The 25,413-nt window shown below is 61.9% G+C and carries 26 protein-coding genes and 1 pseudogene; 10 read left to right on the top strand and 17 right to left on the bottom strand.

Features of this window, described 5'->3' with window-relative positions:
• The first annotated feature begins 30 nt into the window (after positions 1 to 30).
• Positions 31 to 741, top strand: a complete 711-nt coding sequence (locus V8P77_RS12680) for an autoinducer binding domain-containing protein (RefSeq protein WP_264396640.1) — start codon at positions 31 to 33, stop codon at positions 739 to 741.
• On the opposite strand, the gene V8P77_RS12675 is transcribed toward V8P77_RS12680, so the two are convergent.
• Positions 738 to 1,058 (bottom strand): transcriptional repressor TraM, encoded by a 321-nt coding sequence (locus V8P77_RS12675; protein ID WP_264396641.1) that lies wholly within the window; start codon positions 1,056 to 1,058, stop codon positions 738 to 740. The two genes, V8P77_RS12680 and V8P77_RS12675, sit on opposite strands and share 4 nt — an antisense overlap.
• Before the next feature lie 189 nt (positions 1,059 to 1,247).
• Here V8P77_RS12675 and V8P77_RS12670 point away from each other — a divergent pair, with 189 nt between their 5' ends.
• Positions 1,248 to 1,454 carry a helix-turn-helix domain-containing protein gene (locus V8P77_RS12670; protein WP_264396642.1) on the top strand — a complete coding sequence of 69 codons (207 nt, stop codon included), beginning with the start codon at positions 1,248 to 1,250 and terminating at the stop codon, positions 1,452 to 1,454.
• A gap of 60 nt (positions 1,455 to 1,514) precedes the next feature.
• On the opposite strand, the gene V8P77_RS12665 is transcribed toward V8P77_RS12670, so the two are convergent.
• From V8P77_RS12665 to traA, 6 genes are all read right to left on the bottom strand, one after another.
• On the bottom strand, positions 1,515 to 2,426 hold the full coding sequence (locus V8P77_RS12665) for a nucleotidyl transferase AbiEii/AbiGii toxin family protein (RefSeq protein WP_264396643.1): 912 nt from the start codon (positions 2,424 to 2,426) through the stop codon (positions 1,515 to 1,517).
• Entirely contained in the window at positions 2,416 to 2,832 is a 417-nt protein-coding gene (locus V8P77_RS12660; protein WP_264396644.1) for a DUF6088 family protein, read from the bottom strand. Before V8P77_RS12660 ends, V8P77_RS12665 begins: the two co-directional genes overlap by 11 nt.
• A gap of 199 nt (positions 2,833 to 3,031) precedes the next feature.
• A complete protein-coding gene (locus V8P77_RS12655; protein ID WP_264396645.1) occupies positions 3,032 to 3,649 on the bottom strand; it encodes a TraH family protein in 618 nt (205 codons plus the stop codon).
• A gap of 16 nt (positions 3,650 to 3,665) precedes the next feature.
• Complete coding sequence (locus V8P77_RS12650) at positions 3,666 to 4,829, bottom strand: conjugal transfer protein TraB (RefSeq protein WP_264396646.1); 1,164 nt, start codon at positions 4,827 to 4,829, stop codon at positions 3,666 to 3,668.
• A complete protein-coding gene (gene traF / locus V8P77_RS12645) occupies positions 4,819 to 5,367 on the bottom strand; it encodes a conjugative transfer signal peptidase TraF (RefSeq protein WP_373694588.1) in 549 nt (182 codons plus the stop codon). Before traF ends, V8P77_RS12650 begins: the two co-directional genes overlap by 11 nt.
• Positions 5,368 to 5,381: 14 nt before the next feature.
• On the bottom strand, positions 5,382 to 8,693 hold the full coding sequence (gene traA, locus V8P77_RS12640) for a Ti-type conjugative transfer relaxase TraA (RefSeq protein ID WP_264396647.1): 3,312 nt from the start codon (positions 8,691 to 8,693) through the stop codon (positions 5,382 to 5,384).
• A 255-nt stretch (positions 8,694 to 8,948) separates the two neighbouring features.
• On the opposite strand from traA, the gene traC reads away from it, so the two are divergent.
• From traC to V8P77_RS12620, 4 genes are all read left to right on the top strand, one after another.
• Positions 8,949 to 9,257, top strand: coding sequence for a conjugal transfer protein TraC (gene traC / locus V8P77_RS12635; RefSeq protein ID WP_264396648.1), 309 nt, complete (start codon positions 8,949 to 8,951; stop codon positions 9,255 to 9,257).
• Between the two features lie 4 nt (positions 9,258 to 9,261).
• Positions 9,262 to 9,477 (top strand): type IV conjugative transfer system coupling protein TraD, encoded by a 216-nt coding sequence (gene traD, locus V8P77_RS12630; RefSeq protein WP_264396649.1) that lies wholly within the window; start codon positions 9,262 to 9,264, stop codon positions 9,475 to 9,477.
• Complete coding sequence (traG, locus tag V8P77_RS12625; protein ID WP_264396650.1) at positions 9,470 to 11,446, top strand: Ti-type conjugative transfer system protein TraG; 1,977 nt, start codon at positions 9,470 to 9,472, stop codon at positions 11,444 to 11,446. The genes traD and traG overlap by 8 nt, the downstream gene beginning before the upstream one ends.
• Before the next feature lie 366 nt (positions 11,447 to 11,812).
• Positions 11,813 to 12,274 carry a thermonuclease family protein gene (locus V8P77_RS12620; RefSeq protein WP_406648744.1) on the top strand — a complete coding sequence of 154 codons (462 nt, stop codon included), beginning with the start codon at positions 11,813 to 11,815 and terminating at the stop codon, positions 12,272 to 12,274.
• Between the two features lie 243 nt (positions 12,275 to 12,517).
• Here V8P77_RS12620 and V8P77_RS12615 read toward each other — a convergent pair whose 3' ends face one another.
• Complete coding sequence (locus V8P77_RS12615) at positions 12,518 to 12,832, bottom strand: hypothetical protein (protein ID WP_264396652.1); 315 nt, start codon at positions 12,830 to 12,832, stop codon at positions 12,518 to 12,520.
• Between the two features lie 442 nt (positions 12,833 to 13,274).
• Between V8P77_RS12615 and V8P77_RS12610 the strand changes: the two genes are divergently transcribed.
• Positions 13,275 to 13,583, top strand: coding sequence for a WGR domain-containing protein (locus tag V8P77_RS12610; protein WP_264396653.1), 309 nt, complete (start codon positions 13,275 to 13,277; stop codon positions 13,581 to 13,583).
• 67 nt (positions 13,584 to 13,650) lie between these two features.
• Here the strand turns inward: V8P77_RS12610 and V8P77_RS12605 are convergent, their stop codons facing one another.
• The 9 genes from V8P77_RS12605 to V8P77_RS12565 all read right to left on the bottom strand — a co-directional run bounded on the left by V8P77_RS12605 (position 13,651) and on the right by V8P77_RS12565 (position 22,080).
• Positions 13,651 to 14,016 carry a hypothetical protein gene (locus V8P77_RS12605; RefSeq protein ID WP_264396654.1) on the bottom strand — a complete coding sequence of 122 codons (366 nt, stop codon included), beginning with the start codon at positions 14,014 to 14,016 and terminating at the stop codon, positions 13,651 to 13,653.
• A 208-nt stretch (positions 14,017 to 14,224) separates the two neighbouring features.
• Positions 14,225 to 14,389 (bottom strand): hypothetical protein, encoded by a 165-nt coding sequence (locus V8P77_RS12600; RefSeq protein ID WP_264396655.1) that lies wholly within the window; start codon positions 14,387 to 14,389, stop codon positions 14,225 to 14,227.
• Between the two features lie 313 nt (positions 14,390 to 14,702).
• Positions 14,703 to 15,014 carry a DUF736 domain-containing protein gene (locus V8P77_RS12595; protein ID WP_264396656.1) on the bottom strand — a complete coding sequence of 104 codons (312 nt, stop codon included), beginning with the start codon at positions 15,012 to 15,014 and terminating at the stop codon, positions 14,703 to 14,705.
• 390 nt (positions 15,015 to 15,404) lie between these two features.
• Positions 15,405 to 16,460 carry a Fic family protein gene (locus tag V8P77_RS12590; protein WP_264396657.1) on the bottom strand — a complete coding sequence of 352 codons (1,056 nt, stop codon included), beginning with the start codon at positions 16,458 to 16,460 and terminating at the stop codon, positions 15,405 to 15,407.
• 209 nt (positions 16,461 to 16,669) lie between these two features.
• Entirely contained in the window at positions 16,670 to 16,981 is a 312-nt protein-coding gene (locus V8P77_RS12585) for a DUF736 domain-containing protein (RefSeq protein ID WP_264396658.1), read from the bottom strand.
• A gap of 681 nt (positions 16,982 to 17,662) precedes the next feature.
• Entirely contained in the window at positions 17,663 to 18,589 is a 927-nt protein-coding gene (locus V8P77_RS12580; RefSeq protein ID WP_264396659.1) for an ArdC family protein, read from the bottom strand.
• Positions 18,590 to 18,902: 313 nt separating this feature from the next.
• Positions 18,903 to 19,487 (bottom strand): hypothetical protein, encoded by a 585-nt coding sequence (locus tag V8P77_RS12575; protein WP_264396660.1) that lies wholly within the window; start codon positions 19,485 to 19,487, stop codon positions 18,903 to 18,905.
• Positions 19,488 to 19,960: 473 nt separating this feature from the next.
• The gene (locus V8P77_RS12570) at positions 19,961 to 20,263 is read right to left on the bottom strand and encodes a UCP036055 family protein (RefSeq protein ID WP_319641126.1); all 303 of its coding nucleotides are present in this window, start codon (positions 20,261 to 20,263) and stop codon (positions 19,961 to 19,963) included.
• A gap of 98 nt (positions 20,264 to 20,361) precedes the next feature.
• Positions 20,362 to 22,080: a ParB N-terminal domain-containing protein gene (locus tag V8P77_RS12565; protein WP_264396661.1), complete on the bottom strand. Its 1,719-nt coding sequence runs from the start codon at positions 22,078 to 22,080 to the stop codon at positions 20,362 to 20,364.
• Positions 22,081 to 22,406: 326 nt separating this feature from the next.
• Between V8P77_RS12565 and V8P77_RS12560 the strand changes: the two are divergent.
• The 3 genes and pseudogenes from V8P77_RS12560 to V8P77_RS12550 all read left to right on the top strand — a co-directional run.
• Positions 22,407 to 22,963, top strand: a pseudogene (locus V8P77_RS12560) (hypothetical protein); the annotation flags it as partial.
• 128 nt (positions 22,964 to 23,091) lie between these two features.
• Positions 23,092 to 23,760: a helix-turn-helix transcriptional regulator gene (locus V8P77_RS12555; RefSeq protein WP_264396662.1), complete on the top strand. Its 669-nt coding sequence runs from the start codon at positions 23,092 to 23,094 to the stop codon at positions 23,758 to 23,760.
• A 4-nt stretch (positions 23,761 to 23,764) separates the two neighbouring features.
• Entirely contained in the window at positions 23,765 to 25,120 is a 1,356-nt protein-coding gene (locus V8P77_RS12550; RefSeq protein ID WP_264396663.1) for a HipA domain-containing protein, read from the top strand.
• Positions 25,121 to 25,413: the final 293 nt, after the last annotated feature.

The raw sequence follows: 25,413 nt of genomic DNA, 5'->3' as shown, positions 1-25,413 counted from the left end.
TCGCAGGTCGAGGAGATAGGAGAGACGTCCGTGGATGAAGAATTTCGCTCACTCGTTGACATGCTGGAAGCCGCGCAAGACGAGTTCATGATCAAAGGAGCCTTGAAGCGGTTCGCACGTTTTTGCGGATACGAACGGTTTGCCTATCTCCAAAAAGAAGGCGCCCAGATCAACACATTCAACTCCTACCCGAAGCCTTGGGAGGGCGTCTATCTCTCCGCCGACTATTCCGACATCGATCCCGTGATAACAGAGGCGAAGCGCCGATGGGATGTTTTCACCTGGTCCGCTGAAGACTGGCCTGCACGCGGGTCTTCACCAGTCAGAAGGTTTCGCGATGAGGCGATCGATCACGGCATCCGTTGCGGCATGACGATCCCTGTTGAAGGCGGTTACGGCGCCTCGATGATGCTGACGTTCGCGTCTTCGCAAAGAAAAGTGGACGTTCCCGCTCCATTCGACCAGAAGAGAGCAATCCAACTCGTCATGACGGTTCATTACCAGTTGAAGATCATTGCTGCCAAAACCGCAATCAACCCAAAGCAGGTTCTATCGCCGCGCGAGACGTATTGCATGACGTGGGCGGCAAAAGGAAAGAGCACCCTGGCGATAGCTGCTATAGCCGGCATTAGCGCCAGGACCGTGCAATGCAATCTTGATAAAGCCCGCAACAAGCTCGGTGCGGAATCGGTGCCGCACCTTATCGCCATCGCTAAAGATCGCGGTCTGCTGGACCTTTAGCGTACATCATCTTCCAAGGGCACCTCGGGCACGAAGCCCAGCGCATCAAGGATGTCCGAGAGTACCTCCTGCTGAACCTCGGACCTCCTGTGGCGGGCAACGTGTTCATCCTGGAGCGTTTGCAGCACTGAACTGGCGGTCGAGGGATCGTCGCTTGCACGCACCCACTCCTCATAAACGACCTGATCGGCCGCGAGGAGACGACGATGCTCGCGAATGGCTGAAACCGCCAGCGCCTCCAGTTCCGTCTTGTCCATCAGATCGTATTGAGGTTTCCTCTGGTCTTCATGGCCTTCCGAGGAACCTGCGTCTTTCATTTCTTTTCCTTCCCAATCCGATGCGTCGAACTCGGCTCTGTCGCAGTATTCGACGCGCGTTCAACGGTCCATGTCAAAACGATCATCTTCGATGAGTAATCTACAGACTGGCACGCAATAGCACACGCCGGGATGAATCGGAACTATCGTTCCTGGAACGATTTTTCCTATTCAGGCTCGGCTCACGTCATGGATCTCAAGGAGGTCATGGCGATCAACCTGCGTCGGATCCGTCATGCCAAGCAAATGACGCAGGAAGAGTTGGCTCACCGTGCCGGGCTGAGCACGCGCTATATCGGCAAGATCGAACGTGCCAACGTGTCCGCGAGCGTTACCGTACTCGGGCAAATCTGCACGGCTCTCGGCATCGAACCGGCTGAGTTGCTGGCAAAGTGACAATGGCGGGGAAGTTCCGGTACCGGACGGCGTTGCTACGAGCAAACGCCTGCTGAACCCTCAAGCGTTGCGGATCCGTTCGGCGAACCTTTGTATCTTCTCGAACGCGGATGCGAATTCCGGTCTCTCACCATAGACAAGGTCGCCGAGCAGCTTCGTGTAATTCTCCGCGAACTTTTCGTCCTTGGACATGAGCTCGTAGGCGCGCAGCGTTTCCGTTTTCGGGTCAGCTTTATACGCAGGATAGTCCTCAGCGCGGCTTTCCGCTTCAGCCTTCATCGTTTCCAAGGCAATCGCGGCCGCCTCGTCCGCATCATAGTGCCCGTCCATGCGCGACAAGTCATAGACGTGACGGACAAGCGTGTGGTCGAGATCTCCAAGCCCCGATAAGGCAAAACCGGCACGGCGCCCAAGCGCAACGAACTTGTCCGCTGCGGTTTCGACCAGTCTCACGCACGCGACATCCGTCGCCTCGGCGTCAGCGCCACTGGCCTCGTTGACAAAGGACGAGACCGAGCGCTTTTCGGGCGCCGTGCAAATCGGAAACGCGGAGATTTCGATCTTGATCTCCGGGCGCAAGACGCCCTCTCCTTTTGCGATGGGGACATAGGGTAGATCGTACCGGACATACCTGTCGTTTTGTTTGACGACGTAATGGCCTTCCACCGCGAAACCTGCTGCGTGAAGCCTCTCGTTGACCTCGCCTCGCAGACGCTTGAGAGCGCCGCGGGAGTTCGCCTTTTCGCCCACGATGCGCAGGTCGATATCCTCCGACATGCGTTCGACCAGGCGATAGGCGCGTCCAAGCGCCGTTCCACCGCCAAACGCGAGCGTCAGTCCATCGACCTTAACATCATGGATGGCGGTGAGCGCCCGAACGACAAACCAGTCCTTCTCGACCAGAGCCGGCGAAGGAAGGCCGAAAAATTCCTGCACTTCCAGAAGTGTCTTCTGGTCTGGCTTATCGTTCAACGCGAAGCTCCGTGCGGCCATCGGACAGCCGCCGGTTGAACCGCGCCTTGACCTTGACGGTCGGGTTTACGGGAATCTGGGTGGAGCGGCCTTCATTATAGGCTTTGGTGCTCTCGCTCTGTTCCCAAGGCACACCGAGCTTGTTGAGCGCTTGAAGTGCCGCGCTGTGAAAGCCGTTGGAACTGGACACTATGAGCCGGCCAGACAGGCGCGATCGCATGGCGCGGGCGTAGACACCATAACCCAGCCGCATGAGCGTGCCATCGTGGACCAGGGACCGAAGAGCGCGCAGAACCTGGTCCTCGCCACTGAGGTCAGCAAAATCCCGCGGAAGAAAGACGTCGGTCTTCTTCGTTCTTGCGACGCGGGTTTTGATTTTCTGCTTCAGTGTCTTCGGCTGGTGCATGGTCAACTTCTTTCTGCAAACACCCGACACGCAATATATACAAAAACCCGACACCGTGCAAGGGACTGGACACGTCGGGATGCCCTCAACGCCGCCTGGTTCAGACGGACTTCATGCACCATTTCTCCCCTTTGGATCCTTGGTCGAGCACAGGAAGGTGGCCTTGCACACTAGGCAGTTTGCGTCCCGTTCCACGAGATCACTTTCCGCCAATCCTCGACAGATCGATCCGCATTTCCGCCGCGCCGACGCTCTCGCTTTTCTCGCCGCTGTCGGCATTTTTATCCGCAGGAAGAGGCATGTCGCTGTTCGCCTCGCCGTCTTCCGCAGGCAGCGTGTTGTCGACCGTCACGTCTGTTCCGGGATCTTCCACCTGGAATACACTCACGCCTTCGAACTCTCCGGTTTTCCAGGCATAGACCGCATCCTCGAATATCTGCGGGAAGACGTCATCGCTCTTGGGATTGCCGTACCACTTGGCAACGGCCCTGAGCACTTTGGCAAACATCGCCGTCCCCTTGCGCAGGTTTTGGCAGGCATCGACAAGATCGGGTTTCAGATCAGCGGCATCCGTGATGCCGATGCCGGCTGGAAACTGCGTCAGGCCGACGCGAACCATTGCCTGACCGACATATTGCCGGACGATTGCCATCGCTTGTTCGGCCGACGTCGCCTTTGGAACGAGGATCAATCGGCCGCCGGATTTGACAGTGATCGCAAGCGGATCGTTCGAGCCGGCGGCGCTCACGAACCGCTCGACGATCGCGGGCTTCAATGAAGGGTCGCCACAGTGTCGGATCAGGTCTGCGTCGAGCATGAGGTCTCCATGGGGCTCAGGTATTGAAGGAAATCACCAAGGGCTTGCCGAACAGACGGGCCCAGGCTTGCGCGCTGGCGCGTTGGATGGCGACGATGGATGTCCCCTTGGTCCACCAGCCGTTGCCCACAGCGAGGATGAGGTCCGGGTCATCAAGCATTGATTGCAGTACCGGCCAGACGACCAGTTGCTCGTAACAGATCAGGGGCGCAACTCGCTCGCCGGTTAGGTCGACGACCGGATTGGCGAAGAAGTGCGCCCGCGCGCCACCGCTTTGACCGAGAAGGGGGCGCCACGGCTGCCACATCGAGCCGGGAACCGGCATGCGCTCCCGATACAGCATCCGGGCGCCGCCACCCGAAAGAGCAACCAGAACATTGTCGTATCCGCGCGCATCGACGATCGCCGCGCCGGCGACAACGGTCAGGTCCGTCTCCTGCAGCGCCTGCACCCATAACCGTTCGACGGTGGGGGTCCAGAATCCAAGAGCGCTTTCGGGAAGCACGATGGTGCGTGCGCCGCGGGATGCTTGAGCCATCACCGTGGCAATCAGATCACGGTGCCTGATCATGCTGATGTCGCGGCCGAGTGAAGCGCCCAATTCGAGATCGACGCCGCGCCACGTTTCCGGTAGCGTCGGGTCGGTCCAGAATGCGGCGGACCACAGCCAAAAGCCTGAAAGCATCATCGCGACAGCTGGCCACATGCGGGTTACGAGGCCCATGAAGCCGGCTGTCGTGGCAAGAAGCCCCCACCATCCCCATCCGGGAAACAACACGCCCGCGGCGGTGATCGGATGCGCCCAGCCGATGATGCCGAATGGCGGAATGGCCATGAGCGAGGCAGCGGCGAGATAACGAAGCGCTCGAGCGCGTTCGCATCTCGTCCACAGCATTGTATGAACGCCGACAAAGCCAAGCGAGGCGCATAGCCATAGAGCCAGGCCCGGCCGAAGATCTGATGCATAGAAGGTGGCAACGCCCTGCGGCAGCCCCCGGGATGCCGCCAGGAAATAACCGGCCGAGACACATGCGGTCGTCAGTCTCGTTCGCGCAAGCGCCCAGAGAACCGGAAACATCAGCGCGATCGGAAGAGAGAGGGCGTTGCCGCTCCAAGCCACTGTTCCGGCGACGATGGACGCGGCAAGCAACAGGACTGGCTGACGGTACTTACGGTGCATTGGTGAGCACCTGCTTTGCCAGCCCGAGGATGCCCGACACGGGTAGGGGACCGAAATAGCGGGAGTCAAAGGAACCGCTAAACGGCGAATGGAGAAAGACCTGTGCCGCCGGCACGACGCCGCCGGAATCGGGCGCCATCGGCCGTCCGCTTCCATCTCGCGTCGCGACATCGGAGAATGGAACCCTCACCCCATCGACCGACACGTGAGCGCCGATTTCGACATGCTGCCCAGCAAGGGCGATAATCGTCTTGATGAGTGGCGCAACCCCGCCCGGGCAGGTCCCAAAGCGCAGATAGCCACGCTCCCTCGCCACGCGCATTGCCGGCGTCTGCGGAGGGCAGATGAAGACGAGATCGCCTGCCGCCGGTGGACGATCAAGCGCGACGATGCGCCAGAGACCAAGCGGTTCGCTCGGTGTCAGGTTGATGCGGTATCCGGCGGTGAATGCGGCGACAGCACCGCCACCAAGGACGCATGCCGCCATCAACAGGAGCGCGGCCGCATTCGCTCCTTGAGTATTTCTCAGCCGACGCATAGACATTGTTTCCGTCATTTGAGTGAGAGCCCCTGGCTCTTTGTCTGACGCAAGGTTTCCGCCTGTTTCAGCGCCACTGTCGTGCGCTCATGCGCGGCCAGCTGCTGCACCGTTCGCATCGAATTCCACGCTGATTGCACCTCGGCCTTCTGACCTGCAGTCATTCCCGTGGTGACGGCATTGAAGGTCTGGCCGTTGGCGTCTTTTGCAGCAAGGGACAAGAAGGTGCGCTCACCAAATCGCTCCGATACGGCTTTGGCAAATCCCTCCAGCTGAGCCTTGACAATCTTGTCGGCGAGCGCGAATTCAAGGCCGGCTGGCAGGTCGTTGCGGTCGATCGCGTCGCGAACCCGTTCGAGCGTCTGTTTCGCGTTCGTCGAAAGCGCCGGGATATCGACCGACACTTTCAAACGGACGGCGCGCTCTTCGACCTCGAATTTGCGCTCGGCTTCCGCCCGCTGGCGCAGATAGCGTTCAAGATTGCGCGCAAGTGCCGGGGCATTGGTCAGAGCCTTCTCGCGCTCTCGGCTGTCGGAACGGCTGGCGAAGATCCCCATCTTGCCCTTGAGCGCGCCGAACTGTTCGGGCTCCGATCCGATCTTCTGCAAGGTGGTCTTTGCGACGCTCCCATCCTTGACCATCGCGTCGACATTGACAGCCTTGAAGGCGCGCTCAGGCTCTGCGTAGATAAGATGGAAGCGACTTGAGACTTCCTCCCATTGCTTCTTCAATCCGGGATCCGCGGCGACCTTGTCCTCGATCGCCTGATCGATTGATTTGGCAAAGGTGGTGATGCCTGTGACCATCGGTCTTGCCTCCTTGATATTTGGTCGGTCGGGAGTATGCAGGGTCGCGCGGATGAGCCGGAGCTTGCCGGCAACGGCGGCAAGCCGGGCGCCGAGTTCAGCAATCCTGGTCTTCTGCCGGATGGTCCAGTCCAGCCGGTCGCGAACCAGCGTTCGGGCAACTGTAACGAGATGCATGCCGCGCGCTTCGGCGAAGGCAAGTGCCTGGCGGTAGAACGTGCCCTTGTCGTAATCGAGCGTTGTTTCCTTGGCATTTAACCGGGACAGGATCGGGATCAGCCCGCCGGCCTTGAAGAAGGATCGCCGTCCGTAATAGACACCGAGATCCTCGCGGTGACGGGTCATCGCCACGTAAGCGAGATGCCGGTCGAGCGAGAGCGATGCGAGCACCTTGACCCGGTCGACGGTCGCGCCCTGGGATTTGTGGATGGTCGTGGCATAGCCATGATCGAGGTTGTTGTAGAAGCGCTGTTCGACCGTGATCTGGCGGCGGTGTTCACCTTCGCCGATCGCTGCGACAATACGGCCGGGCGCGGCCTCGACGACCCTCGCGAGCATGCCGTTCTTGACGCCGAGCGAACCCTCGTTTTTCAGGAATACGAGCTGGTCGCCGGCGGCAAATTTCCGTTCTCCTTCTTCGGTCCTGAAGGCAAAACCCTCGGCAACAATCCCGCGCTCGACGAGTTTTGATCGCGCCAACGCGTTGAGCATGCGCACGTCACGACGAAGGTGCGCGAGGATCAGCGACGACCTGGCCGGATCATAGTCGCGGTTCCAGTCGGTGATGAGGTTTGAGACCGCGTCGGCCTTCAGCTCGGCGCCGATCAGCTTTCCGTTCGCCCGATAGGCATCGACGGCCTTGCCGACATTGCCACGGGCAAGATCGAGCGAAGCGTCGCGCATCCACTGCTCGCGCTGACGATAGATGGTTTCGAGTTCCGCATAACCGATGCGATCGGCAATGGCGCGGAAGGCGGCACCCGCCTCGATTGGCTGCAATTGTTCCGGATCGCCGATGAGAACCAGCTTGGCGCCGGCCTTCGTCACTGCTTCGACGATGAGTGCCATCTGCCGCGACGACACCATGCCGGCCTCGTCCAGCACAAAGATCGTCCTGTCATCAAACTGGTTGCGTCCCTCGTTCCAGCGAAGCTCCCAGGACGACAGCGTGCGTGAGACGATGCCCGCTTCCTTTTCGAGACCCTCGGCCGCCTTGCCCGCAAGTGCGCCGCCGACGACGCGGTAGCCTGCCAGTTCCCACGCCTCGCGCGCAGCCTTCATCATCGTCGTCTTGCCGGCGCCGGCCCGGCCGATCACGGCGGCAATCCGCTCGGCTCCCGCCACATGTTCGATCGCCGCTCTCTGCTCGTCCGACAGACGCTCGTGACGCTGGAATATCACCGCCAGCGCCGGGTTTCGAACGCCATGCGACGAACGCTCAGACAGCCAGATGGCGCGGTGAGCCATATCAGCTTCCAGGCGGATCATGTCCCGCGTCGTGTATTTGGCCGGCAATCGGGCGCCGGTGGCAAAGTCGATCCGCTCGCGCTCCAGACGGAGGGTCTGCGGGCTGTGCAGGATGCGGGCCATGAGACTCTGAAACAGGGCCGCATCGTCGATGTAACGGTGCAGGATCTTGGCGACATCCCGTTCATCGAAGACGCTTCTCTCGCGCACGATCAGGTCGAGGACGAGCTCCGGATTTCGCTGGATGCGCCGGGCGTTCTCGGCCCTGCGTGTCTCCTGCAATTCAAGACGCTCCAGTTCCGCCGGCTTCGACGCGCCGTCGCATTTCCGCTCGATCGCCTTGGTCCCGACGCCGAGATGGACGGTCGGCTCCAGAGCGAGCCCCTGCTTCTCGAACGAGCGGCCATCGACGCGAATGTCGAGACCGGCGAGCGCCAGATGCCGGTTCTGGCAGGCAAACCACCCATCGCGAAACGCGTTGAAATCATCGATGCCGCCGGCCCAGAGTTCGTAGACGATCTTGCCGGCGTCGTTGCGGACCGGTTTGCCGTCCGGCCCCAGTACCGCCACCTTCTTGGCGCCGAAACCGCCCGCTGTCAGCGGCCGCAGGGTGGTCATCAGGTGCACATGCGGATTGCCCGGCGCGTCGTGGTAGACCCAGTCGGCGACCATCCCGTTGGCCGTGATGTGCCGCGCGACGAAATCTCTCACCAGGGCGATGTTCTGTTCGGCGGTCAGTTCGAGCGGCAGGGCGATAGTCACGTCCTTGGCGAGCTGCGCATCGGACCGCTTCTCGAAATCTTCAACCCTGTTCCAGAAGGCTTCGGAGGCGCCTGACACCGAGCGATCGGCGATCATCATGCGTAGCCATTCCGGCGCGTCGGCGGGGATCACGAACTCCTCATGCAGCAGGCCCTGCTTGCGGGTGTAATCTATGGTTCGGGCTTCGCGCTCGTACTCCATCCTGGCGCAATGTCTGTACGCCGCCGACAAGACGGCGCTGCGGCCGGAGCCGCGGGCGACGACGCTGACGGAGAAATGGGGGACGGCCACGACAGAATTCTTTCCCGATTGCGAACAAAATCAAAAAGTTCGTCGGAAGCGGCCGGCCCCGCCAGGGCCCAAAGCCAAGATGTCGCGCCAGCGACGTATAATTGCGCCCTTGGAAGCCGCTCCTTTGGAACGGCCGGGATGATCCACGAAAACATTGCCGCTGGCGATTGCAGGATTCACAGTGGTGCGTTGCGCACTCCGATCGGAAAGACTGGGCTTGAAAGACACGCTTTCTCGCCAAGGAGACGAACGGACATGAAGAAACCATCCTCAAAAATCCGCGACGAAATCGCCAAGCTGCAGGAGCAGCTCAAGGCTGCCGAGACCCGTGAGGCCGAGCGCATTGGCCGGATCGCGCTCAAGGCTGGTCTCGGTGAGATCGAGCTCGACGAGACAGAGTTGCAAGCGGCTTTCGAGGAACTGGCCACGTGGTTTCGCGGCGGCCAAGGATCGCGAAAGACAGGCTCGAGCGGGAAGGAGAGGGCAGGAGCAGGTGGCGCCACGAGCGGCCAGGCCGTGGCGGTCCCGCCTGGCGCGGCTGAGAGCAGCGCTGGCGAGGCTTGAGCGAATGGCCCGCACGACCACATCCGACGCCCGCAAAAAAGACACGCGGGAAAAGATCGAGCTTGGCGGACTAATCGTCAAAGCCGGTCTTCGCTATGAGAAGCGCGCGCTGCTCTTGGGCGCATTGATTGAGCTTGGCCACCGCATCAGGGGCGACGAGACGGAACGATCTCGCCTCATTGCCATCGGCGCGGAGGCCTTCGGGAAAGCCGATGACTAGATTGATCCTCCTCATCACGCCGGCGCTGCTGATGATGTTTTCTGCCATCGGCATGACCGGGATCGAGCATTGGCTGTCCGCCTTTGGAAAGACGGAAGCCGCACGCCAGATGCTCGGCCGCGCCGGCATCGCCTCGCCGTATCTCACGGCAGCGCTCATCGGCATTGTCTTCCTGTTCGCAAGTGCCGGCGCGATCAGGATCAAGTCAGCGGGATGGGGTGTCGTCGCCGGCGGTCTTGGCGTGATCCTGATCGCCACGCTTCGCGAGACCCTGCGCTTGTTGGCATTCGTGCACCATGTGCCACGGGCCAGGTCCATTCTCACCTATGTCGATCCGGCGACGCTGATCGGAGCGGGGGCGGCGTTGATGGCGACCTGCTTTGCATGCCGCGTCGCGCTCATCGGCAACGCGGCCTTCGCCAGTTCCGAGCCCAGACGCATTCGCGGCAAGCGGGCGCTCCATGGCGAGTCCGACTGGATGAAACTGGCGGAGGCGGAAAAGCTGTTTGCAGAAGCGGGTGGTATCGTGATCGGCGAGCGATATCGTGTCGACAAGGACAGCGTCGGCTCGCAAGCGTTTCGTACCGACGATCCGGAAACATGGGGTGCCGGCGGCAAGTCACCGCTCATCTGCTTCGACGGCTCCTTCGGCTCGTCGCATGGCATCGTGTTTGCCGGCTCCGGCGGCTTCAAGACGACATCGGTGACGATCCCGACGGCGCTGAAGTGGGGCGGCTCGCTCATCGTTCTCGATCCGTCGAACGAGGTGGCGCCGATGGTAACTGCCCACCGCGCGAGCGCCGACCGCGACGTCTTCGTGCTCGACCCCAAAAACCCGGAGACCGGCTTCAACGCGCTCGACTGGATCGGGCAATTCGGCGGGACGAAGGAAGAGGATATCGCCTCGGTCGCCTCATGGATCATGAGCGATAGCGGCGGCGCGCGTGGCGTGCGCGACGACTTCTTTCGGGCATCGGCCTTGCAATTGTTGACCGCATTGATTGCCGATGTTTGCCTCTCCGGTCATACGGCCGAGAGCGAACAGACGCTGCGGCAGGTTCGCAAGAATCTCTCCGAGCCCGAGCCGCAGCTGCGCCAGCGCCTGCAGGAGATCTACGACAATTCGAACTCGGATTTCGTCAAGGAGAATGTCGCGGCCTTCGTCAACATGACGCCCGAAACCTTCTCCGGCGTCTACGCCAATGCGGTGAAGGAGACGCACTGGCTTTCCTATCCGAACTATGCAGCGCTGGTTTCGGGCACGACGTTTTCGACGAGCGATCTTGCCGCGGGCAACACCGACATTTTCATCAACATCGACCTCAAGGCGCTGGAGACGCACGCGGGCCTTGCGCGCGTCATCATTGGCGCCTTCCTCAACGCGATCTACAATCGCGATGGTGTGATGAAGGGCAGGGCGCTCTTTCTCCTCGATGAGGTGGCGCGGCTCGGCTACATGCGCATCCTGGAGACGGCACGCGACGCCGGGCGCAAATACGGCATCACGCTCGTCATGATCTATCAGTCGATCGGCCAGATGCGTGAAACCTATGGCGGTCGCGACGCCGCCAGCAAATGGTTCGAGAGCGCGAGCTGGATCAGTTTCGCGGCTATCAACGATCCCGAAACCGCAGATTACATCTCGCGTCGCTGCGGCATGACGACGGTCGAGATCGACCAGGTCAGTCGCAGTTCCCAAGCGAAAGGTTCGTCGCGCACGCGGTCGAAACAGCTCGCCGCGCGGCCGCTGATCCAGCCGCACGAAGTGCTTCGCCTGCGCGCCGACGAGCAGATCGTCTTTACCGCTGGAAACGCGCCGCTTCGGTGCGGCCGGGCGATCTGGTTCCGGCGCGACGATATGAAGGCATGCGTCGGCACGAACCGGTTTCATGCAGCCGGGAACAACGCCGCTGCCCGTGTGAACGAGCCGGCGCGGAGCGCCGCGAGCAGGGCCGGCCAGGAACAATGAAGAGTATCGGAGAAATCAGCGTGAGCGACGCCCGACGGGCGGGATTTCGGGAATTCTCGTCGTGCGAGGAGCGGGAAAAGCGCAGCCGCAGGAGCCTCAACAAAGTGGCTCGAAGAGGAGGCGGGATCGACTGCGCCCGCTCCTCACACACCGTTTTGACGGCCTGACACGTGAGCGCATCCGTAAAGGCGGATGAAACCGAGGCGAGGATAGGCTGAGGTATACGAAAGAGAGGATTGGCGAGTGGCGAAATCGAAAGTGGTTCCGATCGGAAGAACGCGGAAGTCAGGAAACGACGATCGACCTGGCGCCGCCGGCAAACCATCCCGATCGGGCCAGAGCAGCCGCCGCAGGCGACTGGCGGGACTGTTTGCGGCCGTCATCATTGCTGTCGGCGGTTGGCTTGCCTATACCGGCGCCGGCAATCTTTCCGGGTTCCTCGCACTTGCCGGGACACCGAGACCGGACCCACTGTCGGCGGCATTCTCGATCTGCAGTGAGAGCCGTCGCGTGAATTGTGTCGTCGATGGGGACACGTTCTGGTTCGAAGGGCGGAAAATTCGCATTGCCGATATCGATACGCCCGAACTCAGCCCGCCGCGCTGCGAGGCCGAAAGGATCAAAGGTGAAGCGGCAAAATTCCGCCTGCTGGCGCTGCTCAACGCCGGAAAGTTCTCGCTGTTGGCCGGGTTTCGAGACGAGGACAAATATGGACGCAAACTTCGGACCGTCACGCGAGCCGGCAAGTCGCTCGGCGGCGTTTTGGTCCAGGAGGGCCTCGCGCGGTCGTGGGATGGCGCCCGGCACGGATGGTGTCAAAGCCAGTGACGACCAATCTTCCTTTTTCCCCTGCACGGGAGAGGGATTGGGGTTTGGGGAAAGGGAGGAGGGAACCGTCCCCTTTCCCCATGGGAGGAAGTTTGAAGGAGGGGCTTGCCCTTCCTTCATGGGGTGAGATTGAGAGGGGCGGCACAGCCCCCCTTTCATAGCCGTGCCGGCCGGTCGATCCGGCTGGAACGGCTCAGACGCATGGCAAAGACCAGAGGCGGCCGGCCGCCTCTGGTCTCAACCTCAATCACCGGGGTCGAAGAACTCTTTATCCTCAAGGCCGATGTGCCATCGTTTGTCGGACCACTGGGATGGCAGGTAGATCTCGTCACCCCCGAAATGCGCAATGATGATCCTGCCTGCCTCATGGAACAAACCGAAATCGACCTTGTTCTCGATGACGAAGAGCAGCGCCGCAGACAGGAACTCTTGCGAGATGTCGCTGGGCAGATGAACTTCCGCATCGAATTGTCGACGCAAAGCTTCAAGCCAGCCCGGCTGTTGGTCGGGCGCCTCCTGGTTTTCGCCAACCGGCTGTGTGATTTGATGCTTTGTCATCAGAGTCTCCTTTTCGTTTTCTGACGAAAGGGATCCGCACCGTAGCCGTGAGGGGTCAGGGATCGCGGAACGCGGCCGCTCTGCGGCGAGCGGAGGAACCGATTTTGTCTGTGCCGCTTGCGGTGCAGGGAAAATTGGAGGGGCCGCGATGTCCTTGACGCCGGAACGGCGGGTGCAAAATGGGAGGTCAGAGAGAGATAAAACCGCGTCCTGAAAGGACGCGACCGCTTGCCAGCTTTGCGGGCCATAGGACGTACCGGCAATCTCGCTACGACGATATCTGGCATCGTCACGCTTCTTCTTGCGAGAGGATCGTAACCCGACTGGGCGGGGACCGCGTGCGGGCTCCGGTCGCAACGCGATGAGAGCCTTGCGCCTTTGGCGCCTCGCCCAGGCACCATTCTTCACGAAAATGAATCGGTCGCACCTGTAGGATTCACATATGTCGTTGGACGTGGCGGCGTGCTGTCACGATGATGATGACATGGTCAAGCAACCCTACCGTCTCTATGTCGAACGCATGGATCCGGCGAAAAACATGGCGCGTTACTACGCCATGGAGATCGGCAGGACGATGTTCGGCGAAGCGTGCCTGACCCGAAGATGGGGGCGGATCGGCAAGCGCGGGCAGGAGAAACAGCACGTGTTCGAACGGGAGGAGGAAGCGGTGCGGCTGTTCCTCGACCTGTTGAAACAAAAGCGCGCTCGCGGTTATCGGCCAAAAGCAACGTTCCGGCATTCGTTGCGTTGAGCTTCTGCACCCCTCGGTTTTTTCAAGTCGCCGAAAAGGGGCCGCCGACGCGGCCGCCCGGCGCGCGTCATGTGCGGTGATCCCAGTCGGTCTCAAAAGAAGCCTCGATCTCGACAAAGAACGGGATCTTGATCGCGAGCTTCAGGCCGAGTTTTCCCTTGCGGAAGAAATGGCAGATCACCCCGCCGAGAGCGTGGGGGCCGGCGACCGGTGGCGGCGAGGAATTGAGCGAGCTGTTGCACGATGTTTCTCCTTTCGATTTGCGGTCATCGCGGGGTGAGACCGCAGACGGATAAGGAGCGACGCACTCGAAGAGCCGAAACGAAGTGGAGGACGTGGCCGGCGGCCGAATTTTGGTCCGCGGGGAGACGCGAAAGCGTCGGGGAAAATTCTGACGCTGGCAGGTTGCGTCGCGACGATCGGGCTGCAACATCCACGATGAGAGATGACAGCAGTGTCAAAAGGAGGAAGGGGACCGGTCGCTATCGATGGTTCGTTCGCGCCTCGATCGAGTGACGCTCTTACCGACTGGACCGCGACCGCAGGAGCCACCAGGCTGAAGGCGAGGGATGAAATCCCTCATAGCCGGGACAACGGTCGATCCGGCCGACCGGCTTACATGGCAACAGATAGAACCCGCCTCAGAAGGGCGGCTCGGCTTCGACGGTTCCGTCCTGTTCGGCAAGCATCAGAGCGAGATCAGCCTGCGCGAGTTGCAGCTCCGCCTCGATCTGCCGGCGCTCGGCGGCATCAAACGCATTGTTCAGTTCAGCGCGCAATTCGGCAATTTGCTCTTCGATGGTCATCGTCTCATCTCCTTGAGTTCGTGAAAGACGACGACACTGGGCGTGCCGGAGTGGTGGGGTCAGGGATCGCGGGACGCGACCGCCAGCGGCGGCGAGGGGGAGCCGATTTTGTTGGAGCGGAGGGAACCGGAGAGGAAGCAAAATTGGGGGGACCCTCGTCCTTGAGGCCGCCGATCCGGCACGGCACAATAGGCTGATCTGAGCAGACCCTTACGGTCCGTATGGCACCGGATAAGCCGGAAGCGGGCTCAACGCCCGTTTCCGGCTTCTGAGGAAGAGCTTGGCCCCGCTCTGACGCGCGGGGCCTGCCGCATCAATCCCGGTTCGGGCGTGACCAGATCAGCTGGTAGCCGTCCTCGCCCTCGACTTCCGTCAGGGTCGCGTAGATCGGGGCCGGGAAGCTCGGGTCGTCGAGCTTGATCGAGAGGTAGTCGCGGTCAGTCTCGGTCGAGCGCTTCTGCCAGGCGGCACCCAGCTCCACGGCGCCTGCGTAGATGCGGAAGTGCGGGCCCTTGTCGGAGGGGTTTTCGACGCGGGCGATGCGTGCCTTGACATTGAGGGCGAGCGTGCGGATCGAGCCGTTAAAGCCGTTTTCAGATGCGGTGAAGGTGCCGATAGTTGCCATTGCCGTAGTCCTTTTTGCTGTTTCGGGCCGCGCCCATCGCGGCCTCGATGGCAGTCGCAAAGACAGGTGACGATCGGACCGCACCCCCGGGGTCCCCGTTGCGCCTGCGCAATGGGGTGGCTTGCCGGGCCGCAATGGAATGGAGGGCGGCCGGCAGCAGCTTTGTTGATCCGCGAGGAATGAGCGCCTGGCGCTCAGGGGAAGAAAGTTGCGAAGGCCGTTGCGGGAAAACGATCGAGGCGGAGCCGCTCTCCTGTCAGACATGCCTCATCGAGCCCGCAGAGGGAGCGCCGGTGACAGGAGTAAAGGGGTTGGCAATGGCGATCCGCACATCGTCGACGACATCCCGGATATCGGCTCACAGGTGCGCCCCGTACATCACATTGCTGTTCAGCTCAGGCCGTACCACGTACCGCGGCCGGCTCCGTGAAGAGTGAGGTGTCCCTGCTCGGTCAACGCCCGGAGATGATCCTTGACCGTATTGCGGCTTGCGCCCGTGGAATTGGCCGCGTCCATAACGGTCACTCTTCCACGTTCGCGCGCCAGTTCGAGGATCGCAACGGAAAGCTCCGGCAATTCGCCCAGCAGAATGCGCTCGCGTTCGATCTTGCGTTCCAGGCGTTGTTTCTGTCGCTGCAGGCTTTTCAGGAAGAACTCGACCCATGGGTTCCAATCCTGATGATCGGTGCGGATCGTGCCTTGTGTGCGACGCAGCGCCAGATAGTAGGCCTCCTTGTTCTGCTCGACGACGCTTTCGAGAGAGCTGTAGGACACATAGGCGTAGCCGGCCCTGAGGAGAAGCAATGTGGTCAGGGCGCGGGACAGCCGGCCGTTGCCGTCCTGGAACGGATGTATCTCAAGAAAGACGACCACGAAGACGGCGATTATGAGCAAAGGATGAAAGGTCTTGTCCGTTTCGTGTTTGTGCAGCCAGGCCACGAGGTCGGCCATCCGGCCCGGGGTGTCGAAAGGAGATGCGGTTTCGAAAACAACGCCCAGGCTTCGGCCGTCTTCATCAAAGGCCTCGACATTATTGGACAATGTCTTCCAGTTTCCACGATGTCGCTCGTCCTTGGTCGAGTGGGCGAGGAGGTCTCGATGGAGTTGGCGGATGTGATTCTCATTGAGCGGGATCGTGTCGAAAGCCGAGAAGATCGTCTCCATCACGTCGGCGTAGCCTGCGACTTCCTGCTCGTCGCGGCTGCTGAACGAGCCGATGCGCAGGTTCGACAGCAACCGTTCGACTTCGCGATCGGTCAGCCTTGCCCCTTCGATGCGGGTTGACGAACCGATGCTCTCGATTGTCGCGACATGCCGCAGACTGGACAGCCGGTCGGGGGCGATACGGCCCAGCGCCCGCCAGGCACCTTTGAACTCATCGATCTCGGCGATCAGCGACAGGATCTCGGGTGTGATCCGGAGTTTCAAGAGGTCTAGTACCGGCATCCATTAAATCATCCGTTTCCATCCAAAACGGGTATGGCAGGACGGCATCCATTAATCCATCCATTTTCATCCAATAACCGAAACTTTATTGCCGGGATAAATTAGTCCAGCGCGCGCGCTCCACAGGTTTTCGCGGCATTACGGAGGGCCAGCGACACACCGCTTCCTGCTGAGGAGCGGCCCCGCTCTGACGAGCGGGGCCTGCCGGATCAATCCCGGTTCGGGCGTGACCAGATCAGCTGGTAGCCGTCCTCGCCCTCGACTTCTGTCAGGGTCGCGTAGATCGGGGCCGGGAAGCTCGGGTCGTCGAGCTTGATCGAGAGGTAGTCGCGGTCAGTCTCGGTCGAGCGCTTCTGCCAGGCGGCACCCAGCTCCACGGCGCCTGCGTAGATGCGGAAGTGCGGGCCCTTGTCGGAGGGGTTTTCGACGCGGGCGATGCGTGCCTTGACATTGAGGGCGAGCGTGCGGATCGAGCCGTTAAAGCCGTTTTCAGATGCGGTGAAGATGCCGATAGTTGCCATTGCCGTAGTCCCTTTTGCTGTTTCGGGCCGCGCCCATCGCGGCCTCGATGGCAGTCGCAAAGACAGGTGACGATCGGACCGCACCCCCGGGGTCCCCGTTGCGCCTGCGCAATGGGGTGGCTTGCCGGGCCGCAATGGAATGGAGGGCGGCCGGCAGCAGCTTTGTTGATCCGCGAGGAATGAGCGCCTGGCGCTCAGGGGAAGAAAGGTGCGAAGGCCGTTGCGGGAAAACGATCGAGGCGGAGCCGCTCTCCTGTCAGACATGCCTCATCGAGCCCGCAGAGGGAGCGGCCAGTGGCAGGGAGTAAAGGGGTTGGCGATGGCGAGCCGCACATCGTCGACGACATCCCGGATATCGGCTCACAGGTGCGCGCATTCTCCACAGCCAGTCCGGCATGCTGCTGACCTGATGCTTCGATTCCAGGACAATGGCCTGGTTGCCTCAGCCACGCGGTCGAAATATCGTTCCGCATCGTTCTGCCCAAGAGGATGCACGCCCAGAGAGGCAAAGCCGTTCATCGTTGAGATCAAGCCATCACGAGAGGCCGAAGTCCGGCCCAGAGAAGACGTCGATCTGGGCAAGGCAGACCTGAGGGCCGACAGCGACCGCTCCGTCACGCCCACCAGGATGAACCGGCCGCCCTGGACTGAGCGGCCGGCCCTGATTGATACTTGCAGCTCTCAAGCCGCCTGTCGCTCCTCGCCGTTTGCCGGCTGCAGGTCATGGAGATAGTTGACCGCGCGCTGTGCATGGGCCGCGGCGGCGAAGATGAACCGCTTCTCATGTCTGAGAATCTCGAGCCAGCTGGCAAGGTAGCTTGCGTGGTCGGGTCTCGGCTCGAGCTCCGGGACGATGCCGAGATCGGCCGCCAGAAAGCAACCGCCGAGGTCGGCGATAAGCTCTTCGTGGGCCCGAGACGCGCGATCCTTGTGATAGCGGGAGAGGTTACGATCAAGCCGCTTTTCCACGCCAACCCAATGGGTTAGCTCGTGCCCGAGCGTCGCGTAGTAACTCGGCGCATCGCGGAAACTTTCGAGCGGCGGCATTTGCACGATATCAAGAGCCGGATTGAAATAGGCCTGGTTGCCGCCGTGCCGGATCACGGCGCCGGTATTGGCAAAGAAGCTGTCCGCATGGGCGATCCGCTCCACCGGATTGATCGCCGGGGCCGGGTCGAGATAATACTGCTCGGGAAGCCCTTCGATCTGGTCGGCGCAGAACACCGTATAAGCCTTGAGGAAGGGAATTCCGCGTTCCACTTCCTCACCATGGGCATCGGTCTCCGTGCGCGTGAAGCGGCTGGCATAGACGACCGTTGCACCGCTCTCACCCTTACGCACATGGCCGCCGAGCTCGATGCTCTGCTTGAAGGTCATCCAGGTCGGCGAGACGAAGCCTCTCGAGACGGATTCCGACCACAGAAGCAGGGTATTGATGCCCTGATATGGCAGGCCGTTGTGGCGCAACGGCCGTGTGATGCGTCCCGCGGTGTTTGCCGCACTCCACGGCCTGACCCAGGGGCGCACACCAGTCTCCAGATCCGCGACGATCCGGTCGGTGATTTTTGCATAGATGTCCACGCGGGACCCGTTTTCTTTCCTGCTCATGTCCTGACCTCCATTTGAGGCCGCGCCTATCGCGGCCGTCACGCGGGGTCCGGAGCCGGGGCACCAGGCAAGCGAGCGCACCGAAGGCCGAAACGGCAGTGGAGGACAGCAAAGCCGTTGCGGCTCGGTTGCGGCCCCGGCAGGACCGACACCCGCGGCGGCCGCGATGGGAGGCCCCTGCCTTCTTCTGTCTCCTCCCCTTCCTTCCCCATCGCCGGGCGAGTGCGGCGCCGACATGGCAAAAGGCCGCCCCCGGCGGAGGCGGCCTTGATCATGGGAGGGATAGGCGAGGCCGAAGCCTCGCCTGAAGGGCTCATTCGAAGGCCGACAACTGCGCTGCGGCCGCCTTGCGATCGAGATTGTGGCCCGGGTTTTCGACCGGCCGGTCGAAGGGTTTCCAGGTCTCGCCGACGATCCCAGCGTAGGCGGCCACCGCGCCCTCGGCAGCCATCCTGAGCGCATGGGCCTGCACGCCCATGTCGGCGGCGAACTCGCGCCTGCGCTGTGCCGCACTGTCGTAACCGACGGGGCCGTCGAGGTCTTCGTCGCGGCTGTCGTTGGCGGCCTTGGCGGTGGCGTCGCGCGCCTCGGTGACGGCGCGGCTATAGAACTGGCCGGCGCCATGGGCGGAACCGACGAAAGCGCCGACGATCCGCTGCAGGTGGATCTGCATGGCCTTTTCGCCGAGGCCGTCGCTCAGAGCATTGGCCGTCTCGCCGAGGAGCCGCTCATGCAGATCGCGGATCCCGTCGCTGTCGACGATCGCGGTCCCAAAGCTCTCGGCGATCTTCAGCGCCTGGGCGCTGTCGGGGCATGTGAGGCGGACCATTTCGAGTGTGGCGCCCTTGCGGAGCTGAACGACCCGGGCGGATTGGCGATTGGTTGCGGGCTTGGCCATTTGTGTTCCTTTCAACATCCGAAGCGGTTCCGGCCCCGTGCCGGCTTGCCCTTCGGTGCGGTCGAGCCGAACCGGCGGAAGACGGACGCTTCAGGGCCCGGGCCAGCCAGGACAAGCGGAGCCGATCTGCGGGCAAGCCAGCGCGATCGCGCTTGCGAAGACGCGGCAGATCTGCTCTGCGATGAACGGCGGGCTCCGGCCGCCCCCCGGCGCGATAGCGGCCTTGAAGCGGATGGCCGCTGGTTCAGACCGCAGCAGAACCGAAGGACAAACCGGCATGGACAGGCTCAGCCCTGCTCATTGAAAGGGGACTGGCCCACGAGAAACGCTACACCTCGTCATCCACGGCGTCGGGCTTGCTTTGCGCCCGCGCCGCGGTCGCCCGCTCCGCCGAACCAGCGCTCGCCAGCCGGTACGATTGCAGCCAGGTCGGGCCATGGGAATTGCGCAGACGGCGTAGGATCCCGCCATCGTCATGGGGCGCCCCGCCCATCCAGACGTTGTTCAGAATGCTCTTCCGGCCCGAAGGTGCGATGGAGGGTCACGAGGATGGTCGACTTGCCGCCGATGTCCTCCTGATGAAGGGTAAAATATCCCGGCGACGTGTAGCTGCCGAGCTTGCGCGGCCCTTCTTTGCGGATGAGCCGGCCCTGACTGTTTCTGGTATGCCAGGCAGCGAGCTTCTTATGGAATCGCTCGGATGGGCGGGGGCTCCCGTCCGACCAAGAAACGAGTGAGCCGATCGGGGCGAGATCGAAGATCAGGGACGCAGACATGAAAGAGCTCCCGTTCTGGTTCTGCGGTTGATGGAAACGAAAGCGCCGCCGGGGCGGCCGGCGGCGTGATCTTTCGGGAAGAAGCAAAAAGGCGGCTGTTATTCCGCCGCGATGCCGTAGGCGGCCTCAAGCTCCTCTTCCGGCGCGTTGTCCGGCGCTTCGTCGACCGCGGCGTCCGTGTCAGCGCTGGCAGCGTCACCTTCGGCGGCGGCATCATCGGCGTCCGGTTCATCGGCATGGCCGATCAGATCGGCGATCTCGCGCGGGTCGGGTGCGAAGAGCGCGGCAGGGTGGATGAAAGTCACTTCGCCCTTGAAGTGCTCGACGAGTGCTGCCCGCGTGTCGCGCACACGCGGCTGCGGCTGCAGGCTGACCTCCCTGGCCGCGGTCTCCAGCGCCTGGCGCGACAGGCACAGGAGAAAGTCTTCCGTGCCCATGTTCGGAAGAAATCCGTCCGCACCGATCGCCTCGCCGGCAATGCGCGAGACGACGCCGCTGTTCGACATGCCGCGCCGGCACGACAGCACGTCGACCAGTATGGAGCGGGCCGCGACCCGCACCGTCTCCAGGTCGAAGGACAGCCGACCATCCTCGGCGAAGAGCCTTGCCCCATGACGCTTGAAGCGCTTGCGCCCGAACACGTGGTCACTGGCGCCGGAATCGACCCGGACATTCAGGCTGGCGAAGGCGAGTACGAGCAGCGCCATCAGCGTGTCGTCCTCGATCGACGCCCGGCCGAGCGCCTCGTGCAGCGCGTCGGTGCGGAAGTCGCCGATCATGTCCTGGCCCTTCTGGGTAACATCGGGGCGTGGCTTGGCGCCAGTCGCTGCGTCAGCGTCGGCGTCCGCCGACGAATTGCCGACCGAGCCTGTCCTGTCTGCGGCAGCCTTCGGTTCCGGCATACGGTAGTGGACGGTCTGCACCTTGCCCTCACGGTCGAGATACATAGCGGTGTGGTCGCCCTTGCCCGGCTTGCCATAGACACGTTCCGCCTTCTTCGGCAGTTCCGGCTGGCCCCAGCTGTTGGCCTCGATAATCGCGCCCTTCTTCGGCAGGTTCACCGTCATCCATTCCTGCTGGGCGCCGAGAAAGGCCTCGACATTGGTGGTGTAGCGGTTGTCCTCGTCGGCAGGACCGAAGAGATCCTCGGCCCATTCGATGCCATAGGCCTCACGCAGATCGTCGCCGAAACTGGCATCGCGGGCGTACATGCGGGTTTTGCTGAGCGCATTGGCGATCTGCCACCAGGCTGCGGTGTCGCCCTTCTTCGGTTTGTTGGCCTTCCAGACTTCCTTTTGCTCATCGAGCGCGGCAGCCGCGATCGTGCGCAACTGCTGTTCGTTGGGCATGTCGCCCCTGGCCATCTGCTCGAGCATGGCGGGCAGCACATTGGCGAGCAGCCTGAGCTTCCTGATCTGGCGGACCGGCAGCGCCAGCGCCACGGCAATCGCCTCCTCGGTCCAGCCGAGCGCCACCAGACGTTCGATGCCCCGCCACTGGTCGACGGGATTGAGCGGTTCGAAAGCGACATTCTCGATCATCGAGCGCATGGCGCCATTGTCATTGGCGGCGTCCGCGACCAGAACCTCGATCTCCTCGAGGCCGGCCGCGATCGCCTGGCGCACCCGCCGGTGGCCGGCCTGGATGACGAAGCCGTTGCCGCCCTCGATTTCGGGCGAGACGACGGGCGGCTGGATGATGCCGACGGACTTGACCGTCGCCAGCAACAGCGCGTCGGCCTGGGGGGAGGATTTCGAGCGGCGGGCGCCATCGGGATTGTCCTTGAGCGCGCGGGGATCGAGTTTCAGGATCTGCATGGGAAAGCTCCTCTGGTCGGTGCGGAGCGGCACGCTTGCCGCTCCTTCCTGTCTTCACTTCATTGCGAAGACACTTCCCGGACCGCGAAAGCGGGCTTTCCGGCGCAACTGCGCGCGAGCGTCCCTGCCGCGACGCGCAAGCGGGGCTATCAGCCCTGCGCGGCGCGAGCGGCCGGGATGCGGAGGGGGCGGTAGAGCGGTTACGCGTCGGCGGGAACACCGCTTTGCGACCTTCCTTCTTCCCTTCATGAATTTCTGTTTCTCCCCTCCCAATCTCTGCTACTCAGCAACAGGGCCCAAAGACCTCGTGAAAGGACCGCCTGCCTTTGAAGAACGCGCTTGCCCATGCCGAACTGATTGCCGTGCTCACTGCGGTCACGAGCGAGGCGCCGCGGGTGATGACCGTGCGCAAGGGAGAGGCGCTTGCCTCCGGGCCGCTCGAAGTGGAGCACCGCAGCCTGCAATCGGGACTTCGCGAATGGGTGGGTGAGCAGACCGGTCATCCCGTTGGCTATCTCGAACAGCTCTACGCTTTTGCCGACCGCGACCGTTCGCCGCGTGACAATGCCAGACGGACGATCTCGATCAGCTATCTCGGACTGGTGCGCGAGCAAGCCGCACCCGGCGCGGGCGCACCTGGTTGGCATGGCTGGTACGAGTATTTTCCCTGGGAAGACCACCGCGCGGGAAGACCCGGACACCTGAAAGAGATCATCGAAGGATTTGAAGGCTGGATCTCATCCGATGTCTCCCGAAGTGACCACCGGCGCAAGCGGATGAGTCTACTTTCGGCCTTAGCGGCGCATCCTGGAACGAGGAGCTTGCGCTGCAGCGCTACGAGCTCATGTACGAGGCGGGCCTGGTGGCGGAGGCGGGGCGCGGCCGGGCTCGACTGGACCTGAATAGCATGGCCCGAATAGCCCAGCTCATGCCTACTTCGTTCCCGTTCGGGATCAACGGCCCCACTAGTAAGCAACTGAACGCGACGCGCTCCCGTACGGTAACGACATTTTGGCTTCGCCCCCGTTCGGGAGCAACGCCTATTGCAATCACGCTTCGGCTCAGCTATGTTCCCGTACAGAAGCAGACATGAGCGATCCAGGCGATAAAATTCCATCTGTGACGAAGGCGACTGACGTTGCCAGGCTGCTGGCGCAATCGCCTCTGTCCGAGGCTTTGCGCGACCAGATGAAGCTGGCGGATCTTCATGCGGGAACGAAAGCTCTTCGCGACATCTCGGCCATGTCCAAAACTCTGACGGACACGCTGAAAAGCGTCGATATTCCATCGGTCAAACTGGCAACGGAGGCTTTGAAGGCCGCGACCGCCTTCAAGCTTCCAGCAGTCGAGATCCCAGACCTCGGTGTGGACACCCGGCATTTCGGGCTTCCCAAACCTCTCGCTCCCTTGCCTGGTGAACAAGAGACTGAAAGAACGAAGGCGAAGGCCGACGACAGACGGCATCATGCAACGGAAATCGTCTCGTCCGCCGACTTGGGCCATATCGTCAAAAAAGCGCGGGAAGCGCAAAAGCTTTCGCAACAGGAGTTTGCCGATCTAGCGGGCGTGGGCCGGCGTTTCATATCCGAGCTTGAGAACGGCAAGGCGACGCTTGAGTTTCAGAAGGTTCTCAAAGTCGCGCAAGCCGCCGGCATCTCGATATTCGCTGAGCCGCGATAGCCGCATGAATATGATCGCGCTCGACGTCAGGCTGGACGGGTTTGCCAATCCCATCGGCAACCTCGTGAGGGATGAAGACGGTGGATTGGCGTTCGCCTACGCGGCCAGTTATCTCGACGATCCCAATGCCTTCCCGCTTTCGCTCTCCTTTCCCCTCGGAGACGACGCTTTCGACGACAACAGGGCCCGGCCCTTTTTCGACAACCTTCTTCAGGAGCGGGACGGCGTCCTGCAGCGCGTCATGGATCGCGAGGGGCTGGCCCGCAGCGATGTCGCAGGCCTTCTCTTCTATCTCGGTAAGGATTGCGCAGGCGCGATCTCGGTGCTGCCTCTCGGAGCCCCGCCCGTCAAGGTGCCTGGCAACTACGACGTCGACTACAGGAGAATCGATGGGGATCGGCTGAACGCCATCATTGGCTCGCTGCACAGGCGTCAGCGCCTTCCGGAAGGCACCGAAGATCCGTCACCGCTCGCCGGCGTTCAAAGCAAGATCGCGGTCACGATCCTTCCCAACGGAAGCTATGCCGAACCCTTACCTGGCTCGGGCGCTCCCACTACCCACATCATCAAGGTCCCGGACCAGGAGCATCTGCAGGACCCGAGGCTGGAATTCGAAACGCTTCTGCTTTCGAGAGAGCTCGGCTTCGAGACCGCGCAGGCAAATGTCGTCAACTTCAACGGGGTAGACGCCCTGGTGATCGAGCGCTTCGACAGGCGGCTGAACGCCGAGAACAAGATCGTCAGGATCCATCAGGAAGATTTCGCCCAGGCGCTTGGCCTTCCGCCGTCTCTGAAATACGAGCGTCATGGGCGGGAAGGCCGGCGTTTTGACGCCCACGCCATAAACAGGATCCTCGATGCGACGGTCGATCCCGCTAGCGAAAAACAGCGCTTCATCGGAGCGGTCCTGTTCGACCTCATGACCGGCAATGTCGATGGTCACGCCAAGAACTTTGCGCTCCTCTACGATAGGGGGGGCCGGATCCGCGTTTCTCCGCGCTATGATCTGCTGCCGACGAGGCTCGATCCCAATCTCACCGATCTCTTTGCCTTCACAATCGGCGATGCCACAAAACTGGATGATCTCGGCTTCGGCGATTTTGCGGCATTCTTGAATGCACTGGGAATAACATCACCTGGCGCGCAAACCCGCCTCACAAAAAGCTTGACGGGAAGACTATCAAAAGGGCTCGCGGCAGAGCTGCCCCGGCTCGATCGCCTTGGCATGAAGCGCTTTGCCGACCTGATCGCGCACAATATCGATGAGCTGCTGTCTGCTTTCGAAATCCCGCCTCCCGACGGGATCAAGACGCGAGACGACTATATCGAGCGCGGTGGCGGTTGGCTGCTCGGCTCTTGAGGATTATAGCCAAACCGGAAGCGCTATCGGACTCAAGCGGCCGGAGCATGTCGCACCGCCAGCTGAGCTGACCGGGCATGCGCTGTGACGCAGAGGACAAAAAAAGAGGGCCAGCGGAGACCGCGGCCCTTGAAGTGTGAAGGTAATTAAAACCTCCAGAGGGGAACAGCTGGCGCGGCGGCACTGGGAGGAAAACCGCCATGTGCATCAGCTGCAGGCACATTGCCCGTTTTTTGATCAAAGGCAAACCAGTTATTGTGCAATGCAGCTATGCACATGCTGCACCGCATTCA

The sequence above is a fragment of the Rhizobium aouanii genome, from assembly GCF_037002925.1.
Classification (GTDB): domain Bacteria; phylum Pseudomonadota; class Alphaproteobacteria; order Rhizobiales; family Rhizobiaceae; genus Rhizobium; species Rhizobium aouanii.
Note: the sequence above shows the minus strand (reverse complement) of the source record. Positions and strands in the feature narration are given on the sequence as shown.